This window comes from uncultured Lactobacillus sp. (assembly GCF_948948975.1).
In the GTDB taxonomy this organism is placed as follows: Bacteria; Bacillota; Bacilli; order Lactobacillales; family Lactobacillaceae; genus Lactobacillus.
In genome coordinates this window covers 1-7,389 of sequence record NZ_CARBVX010000034.1, presented here as the reverse complement: position 1 = coordinate 7,389, position 7,389 = coordinate 1, and the positions used below count along the sequence as shown (strand labels likewise).

At 34.3% G+C, this 7,389-nt stretch carries 6 protein-coding genes and 1 pseudogene; 2 read left to right on the top strand and 5 right to left on the bottom strand.

What is annotated here, in order from left to right; translation table 11 throughout:
• Window positions 1–117: 117 nt before the first annotated feature.
• From Q9R40_RS09290 to Q9R40_RS09275, 4 genes are read right to left on the bottom strand one after another with little or no spacing between them, the layout of a single operon-like run.
• Window positions 118–978 (bottom strand): MurR/RpiR family transcriptional regulator, encoded by an 861-nt coding sequence (locus Q9R40_RS09290; RefSeq protein WP_304677400.1) that lies wholly within the window; start codon window positions 976–978, stop codon window positions 118–120.
• A 2-nt stretch (window positions 979–980) separates the two neighbouring features.
• Window positions 981–2,051 (bottom strand): MupG family TIM beta-alpha barrel fold protein, encoded by a 1,071-nt coding sequence (locus Q9R40_RS09285; protein ID WP_304677399.1) that lies wholly within the window; start codon window positions 2,049–2,051, stop codon window positions 981–983.
• Window positions 2,052–2,107: 56 nt separating this feature from the next.
• Complete coding sequence (murQ, locus tag Q9R40_RS09280) at window positions 2,108–3,004, bottom strand: N-acetylmuramic acid 6-phosphate etherase (protein ID WP_095076593.1); 897 nt, start codon at window positions 3,002–3,004, stop codon at window positions 2,108–2,110.
• A gap of 8 nt (window positions 3,005–3,012) precedes the next feature.
• Window positions 3,013–5,016, bottom strand: coding sequence for a glucose PTS transporter subunit IIA (locus tag Q9R40_RS09275; RefSeq protein ID WP_304677398.1), 2,004 nt, complete (start codon window positions 5,014–5,016; stop codon window positions 3,013–3,015).
• A gap of 328 nt (window positions 5,017–5,344) precedes the next feature.
• Between Q9R40_RS09275 and Q9R40_RS09270 the strand changes: the two genes are divergently transcribed.
• Window positions 5,345–6,100 carry a sulfite exporter TauE/SafE family protein gene (locus Q9R40_RS09270; RefSeq protein ID WP_297938848.1) on the top strand — a complete coding sequence of 252 codons (756 nt, stop codon included), beginning with the start codon at window positions 5,345–5,347 and terminating at the stop codon, window positions 6,098–6,100.
• An 88-nt stretch (window positions 6,101–6,188) separates the two neighbouring features.
• Here the strand turns inward: Q9R40_RS09270 and Q9R40_RS09265 are convergent, their stop codons facing one another.
• Window positions 6,189–7,028, bottom strand: a complete 840-nt coding sequence (locus Q9R40_RS09265) for an aldo/keto reductase (RefSeq protein ID WP_304677397.1) — start codon at window positions 7,026–7,028, stop codon at window positions 6,189–6,191.
• A gap of 126 nt (window positions 7,029–7,154) precedes the next feature.
• On the opposite strand from Q9R40_RS09265, the pseudogene Q9R40_RS09260 reads away from it, so the two are divergent.
• Window positions 7,155–7,389, top strand: a pseudogene (locus tag Q9R40_RS09260) (glucosamine-6-phosphate deaminase); the annotation flags it as partial.

Sequence of the window (7,389 nt, the reverse complement as noted above, 5' to 3'; positions counted from 1 at the left end):
TGGTTTTAAATCAAACAGTTTAATAATATGTCCTAATTTTTGGGTTCATATCATAGTTATTTACCCCTCCTTTTTTAGTACTATAAGTTGTCAAAATATTGGCTGTGAATGTTTATATTATTTGATTCTCTTATTATTTTTATGAATTAGTGTTGCTTTATTTGAACGTTTTAAGTTTTTAAAAATCTTATCTGAAAAACGTGAAATATAAGCAAAAACCAAAACATCTACCACAAAGAGTTGACTTATCATTGATGTAGTAGCCCCAGATCTAATTTTTGGTTCTCCAATATCTTGTGTAAGCAACACAATATCTGCCTTCTTAGCAAGTGCAGTCCTAGGCTGGGCAGTTAACAATACAGTTTTTATTCCGACTGATTTTCCTACTTCTAAAAGATCACCAATTTCAGTTGTCATTCCTTGATTACTGATTAAGATCAAAATATCATCAGGGCTAAAATTTCCAATTTGTGTTGCCGCAATGTGAAAATCAGTGGTATACGTTATTGCTTTTCCTAAACGAAGAAATTTCTGGTATATATCATTAGCCACTAGTCCTGATGCTCCAACACCATATGCTAAAATCCGTGAAGCCTGATTAATTTCTTTTACTAGTTTAAAAATTATTTTTTCATCGATTCCACTTTTGGTTATGTCTATTACGGATTTAAACCTTGTGGCCATTTTATCTTTTATTGATGAAACATTTTCTCCAATATCTATTTCATCATATTCCGCAGATTCTCTTGGTAACTGAAGTGCCGCAAGTTCTAGTTTTAATTCACTAAATCCATCAACCCCAATTTCTTGGCAGAATCGAACAATCGTTGCTGTACTAATACCAGTATCTTTAGATAATTTTTGAATAGAAGACTTTATAACTGTTTTAATGTTACTACTTATATATTCCGCTAAAAATTGTTCTTTTTTTGGCATCTGAGCCTTCTTAGAATGAATGATATTTAAAATATCTGCCATTTTTACTCCTTCATGATACGAAGCAAGATAAATTCCTGGCTAGGCTTTATCAAATTAATTAAAGGGATATCTTTTTCTATAATTTTTCCTATTACATTTACTTTTTCACTAGCTGGTAAATTTACCTTAAGTATTTGAATTTCTCCCATATACCGTTGGTACTTATCATTATTGATTGTAATATCTCCAATATACCTTTTACCAGTATTATTTTTCTTAATTACTGGTATCGGATGTAAGCGCGAATCTTCACATCTTACTACATATTCAGCTGGATCAGGCCGCTGATTATGTTTTCCTAATACATAATCATATAAATCCTTATCTCCATTTTCGTACTTTTTTGTATGGAGCAATATTTGTTTTTTATTTTTATAAGTATCTATTTGCTTTAACGAATCTTTACTAATTCCTCCATCCCCAACATAAACTAAATCTACTCCCATATTTTGTAATTCTAAAATACTAGCTAATGGACTATAATACCGCTGCTTTTCAAGAGTTGGCAGTCCCTCGTATAAAGGACCTCTTAAATTTTCATCCCCTGCAAAAAATGCCTGAGTAGTAAAACCATGTTTTTTAAACATACGAACTTGTTGCTCTAAAAATTTCTGACTAATTCCTGTGTCGGGAGAAGGATAAAAATTAAACCATGCTTGTACATTTTTTCGTTTTACATTTAACAAAAGCAATTCCTTTAACTCTTCTTCGCTAAAAGTACTAGCATTTATCCCAATTTCTATTAAGTTAGACAGCTCAGCAATTTTTTTAATTGGCAATTTATCGTCTATTCGCAAACCAGTTATACCGGCTTTCTTCAAGTTAGGAATTGTATCCATTGATATTTTCAATTTTTTCAAACTACTTTGATCAATATCAACCATTACACGAAGATTCTGCTCTTTTGCTATTTTCCCTAATTCTTGTAGATTTTGTCTATAACTAGTTATATCTTCTTCGGGAATATGAATCGACGTAAAGATTCCTTCAAAGCCACTATCCTTCATTTTCCTAATATATTCTCGAGTATCAGCATCAATTTTTTTATTTAAATATACAGAAAATCCTAACATTTATTCACTCTTTCCAAAAGAAGGCCAAAAAGCATATTACTTTTTGACCTCCTTCTTTAATAATTATTAACTACCGAACTAATATTGCCGTTACATTCTTTCAAAATATCCATTGCTTTTTCTTTATCAACACCCGTTTTCAACATAGTGATAGCAACTGCAACGTTCATATCTGCTTTTTCTAATGTATCGCTTGCTACTGACTCTGAAACTCCTGTCGCAACTTCTATAATTCTACATGCTCGATCTACTAGCTTAGAATTTGTTGGCATAACATCTACCATTACGTTTTCATAAACCTTCCCCTGTTTGATCATAACGCCTGTTGATATCATATTCAGAATCATTTTTTGAGCTGTACCAGCCTTCATTCTTGTTGAGCCAGTTATTACTTCTGGCCCTACTACCGCTTCAATTGCTATATCAGCATATTTTCCAATTTCTGATTTTTCTACACATGCTATTGAAATAGTAAGAGCTTTTACCTGATTTGCATATTTCAAACATCCTATTACATAAGGTGTACGGCCACTAGCTGCAAGTCCAATTACAATATCTTTTTCGGTTAAATCAAGATCCTTTAAGTCTTTTTCTCCTAGTTTTGGATCATCCTCGGCGCCTTCTACAGCTCGGAACATAGCGCTTTGTCCGCCAGCAATTAATCCAATTGCTCTGTCAGGATTAATTCTATAAGTGGGAACTAGTTCAACGGCATCTAATATCCCAAGTCTTCCGCTAGTTCCTGCTCCAACATAAATTAATCTCCCGCCTTCTCTATATCTTTTTGCTGCATATTCAATAGCCTTCGCAATTTCTTTATCTTGAGTTCCAACAGCATCTGCAATTTTTTTATCTTCTTGGTTTATTATTTTAACTATTTCAAGAGGAGTAGCACTGTCAATATGCAGAGAGTTTGGATTTCGTTTTTCTGTCGTTAAATCTTTAATATCCATTTTTATCCTCACTTACTAGTTATCTTTAATACAGGCGTATCTGCCTTAACTTCACCGGTAGCAATTAACTTACAATTAGCAACATCATCCATGTTAGTAATAGTCATAATTACTACTGGATCTTTTCCAGCTTCTTTTATTTTTCCAATATCCATTTGTGCAATAGTTTGTCCAGCTTTTACTATGTCATTTTCTTTCACTTTGATATCAAAAGGACGTCCTTTTAGTTCTACAGTATCCAAGCCCATATGTAATAAAACCTCTAAATTTCCTTTAGTAGATTTTAAAGTTACGGCATGTTTTGTAGACATTACACTAACTACCTTCCCATCAACAGGAGCAACAATTTTCCCATCTTTTGGAATAATAGCAAATCCTTCTCCAAGCATTTTTTGTGAAAACACTTGGTCTTCAACTTCATCTAGCTCTTCAATTTGTCCATCTACTGGAGCAACAATTTCTTGTGTTGTTAATTTAACGCTGTCTTTTCTCTCATTTTCATCTGAAGCAGACATATTCAAATTATATGCTTGCTCCTCAGCTTCTCTTCGTTCTTTAACTTCAGCATCAGCCTCATCTGCAGGAAGCATTGCTTCTTTAGGAACACCCCAGAAGTAAGTAGCAATAAAACCACCAATATAAGAAGCTAATAAGCCTAATACATAAGCCCACCACATGTTATGAGCAATTAATGGGATCAAGGCTACACCTGATGGTCCGATAGCTATTGAGCCAACTTGACCGAAAGCAGCAACCACAGCACCACCAATACCACCACCAACACAAGCAGTAATAAATGGACGTCCTAATGGTAACGTAACCCCATAGATTAATGGCTCTCCGACACCTAAGATACCAACTGGTAAGGCACCTTTAATCATATTGACCAATTGTTTATTTTTACGACACTTTACCCATAAAGCAATTGCAGCTCCTACTTGGCCACCTCCGGCCATAGCTAAGATAGGAAGAAGTGGGGTAAATCCAAGTTTTTGAATCATTTCTAGATGGATAGGAGTTAAAATTTGGTGTAACCCTAGCATTACCATAGGAAGGAAGAATAATCCTAAAATAAATCCTGAGATTGGTCCACCAACTTTTAGTACCCAATTAATTCCACCTACAAGGGAATTAGAGAACCATCCTGCCAAGGGCATAATTACAAAAATTGTAAACAATCCCATTATTAGTATTGTCAAAAATGGTGTAAAAATAATGTCTACAGAGTCAGCAATATGCTTATGGAAGAATTTTTCAACATAAGATAAGAGCCAAACTCCCAATAAAACACCGATGATACCGCCTTGACCAGCAGCTAAAGGTTTTCCATCAAAAATATTAGGAATGGTTACTGGAGCAACAATACCAGGTAAGTAAACAACACCACCGATAATGCCACCCAAGCCTGGAGTAGCCCCAAATTCTTTTGCTGTATTAATACCTACATAAATATTCAAATATGCGAATAAGGCACTAGAAATCATTGCTAATACTGTTACGCCAAGATTCCAGGACATCGGCAATACTTTAGCAGTTAACAAGTTTCTCAGAATTCCCGCAACACCAGAAATTAGTCCAGCACCTACAAATGCAGGTATTAATGGCACAAAAATTGCCGAAATATGTTGAAGAGCTGAACGCCACCAAGTCTTTTTTAGAGAAGCTTTATGAGCTGCATGAACTTCAGCAGCTTTCTTTTCAACTTCGCTTTTATTAGATTGATATGAGCTTGTTTCAGGAAAAGTTTCTCCTTCCTTTACACCAGCCTCATTATTCATTATCGTTGCAACCTTAGTATTAACGCCTGGTCCTAAAACAATTTCCAGTGTATCAGCTTCAACTACTCCTAATACACCATTTATCTTTTTCAATTTCTCCATATTTACTTTAGACATATCTCTGATTTTAATTCTGAGTCTTGTCATACAATGGATCAATGATTCAACATTACTTATGCCACCAATTTCTTGGTAGATTTCATCGCTTAGAATTTGATACTTATCCTTTGACATGATGAATCTCCTTATATAAATGTAAAAATGTTTCATTTAAATATATAAAAAGTTGTCTACTACATTAAATGTAATCGCTTTCTATGCTTAAAATACTAGATCTATTTAATATATGTGTCAATAATTTTCTCTTAATAAGTTAAATATTTTTAATCTATATTTTTAGTTAAAAATAAAATATTGTTACATTTAATAAAAATATTAGTAATTTAGTGTAGCAAAAATATATATTTAAAACTTAAAACTTTATCTCCTCTTGCTAACTAAACGTAAGGGGCTTATAATACCTACCATTGTAATGTTTAAATCTACAAGGAAAGGTGAATTTATGAGTCCTTTTTTCTTATTCATTTATTTAATTTTGGGTGGTATCTTAGGAGGTCTCCTATCAACAATCGCTAGCATGGCTTCTCTAGCAACTTACCCAGTACTTTTATCTGTAGGCATTCCGCCCGTATATGCTAATACAACCAATGATGCTGCTTTAATTTGGACTGGAGTTGGTTCAACTGCATCATCCCTGAAAGAATTAAAAGGACATTGGAAAGAAGTAAGTTTCTATTCAATCTTTACAATCGTTGGATCAGCCTTAGGATGTATGCTCTTAATACAATTTCCCGGGAAAATATTTGAAAAAATTGTTCCGTTTTGTATTGCTTTTTCTGGTCTAATGATCTTATTCAGTGGAGAAATTCATCTGGAAAAAGATGATAATAACCGCCTTCTTCAGATTATATCTTTACTTTGCCTAGTGATTACCGGTATCTATGCAGGTTATTTTGGAGCAGCAAGTGGAGTTTTGATGCTCGTTATCTTGAATGCTATGAGTGAGGATAACTTTTTAACTGTTAACGCGATGAAGAACATTATTGGTGCTCTTTCAAACTTAGTTGCCCTCATCATCTATATGTTTACTGCAAAAATTTATTGGGATTCCGCTATTCCATTGGCTATTGGTGCCTTAATTGGGAGTTATTTCGGTCCTCGAATCATGCGTCATATTCCCGTTAAAGTTATTCGCTTAGGAATTGCCGTTTTAGCCCTTATTCAAGCAGCTTACTTTGCCTATACTGCATATAGGTAAAGAGATATTTATAATACGTAAAAAGCTCTACCTGTATACAGGTAGAGCTTTTTGAGATGCTTCTGAATAATTTCCCCATCGTTTCACCTTATATCATTGCAAGTGGCTTTTTTTCAGTCGGCTGCGGAAAGTCATTATCAATCAGTTTTATTTCATCGGGGGTCAATTTAATATCCTTAGCAGCAATATTTTCTTTCATGTGTTTAACATTGCCTGCTTTTGGAATAGATAAAATATTACCATTTCTCAAAGTCCAAGCGAGCATTACCTGATGCGGCGTTACATGGTGAGCGCGAGCAACAATCTTAAGATTATTAGTAATTCTGATTGAATCACCCTTACCTGAATTAAATGGAGAATATCCAATAAAGCCAACGCCGTGCTTTTCTTGCCAAGGTAAGACGTCGTACTCTACCCCTCGCTCAGATAGATTGTATAGATCTTCATTAGCAAAACAATCTTTTCCGCCAGGAACGCTAAATAGTTCTTCTAAATCAGTCACATCAAAATTTGACACACCCCAATGACGAATTAATCCTTCTTTTTGTAATTCTTTAAGGCCCCGAACCGTTTCAGATAAACGCTTGTCTCCGCGCCAGTGGAGTAAATATAAATCTAAATAATCGGTTCCTAGCCTTTTTAAGCTCTTCTCTAAGCTTTGCCGTTCTAATTCTGGAGAAGCATGATATGGATAAAATTTTGAGATTAAAAAGATTTTGCTTCGGTCATAGTCTCTAATTGCCTCGCCAACTAGTTTTTCACTTCTCCCTTCACCATACATTTCCGCAGTATCGATTACTTTAATCCCATGATCTAAACCATAGCGAAGTGCAGCAAGCTCATCTTTTTTCTTTGAAGCGTCTTCGCCGATTCCCCAAGTTCCCATACCTAAACCTGATAGATTATTTTTCTGAAAACTCTTCTCCATCTCTTCTCACCTCACCTAGATTTTACCGCAGAAAAAAATAAAATTAAAAATGTTAGCGGTTTAAGTTGACTAGACCAATTTTATATTTTATAATGGACTAGACCAATAAATGAGGAGGTATATATTATGAAAATTATCGTAACTAAAGATAATATTGAAGGCGGCACTAAGGCATTTGAAATTATTAAAAAGGGAATGGAAGATGGCGACAAAGTTTTAGGTTTAGCAACTGGTTCTTCTCCAATTCCACTATATGACGATATGTGCGACAGCGACTTAGACTTCTCTGATATGACCAGTATTAACTTAGATGAATACTATGGCTTAAATCCAGATAATGATCAAAGTTATCACTACTTCA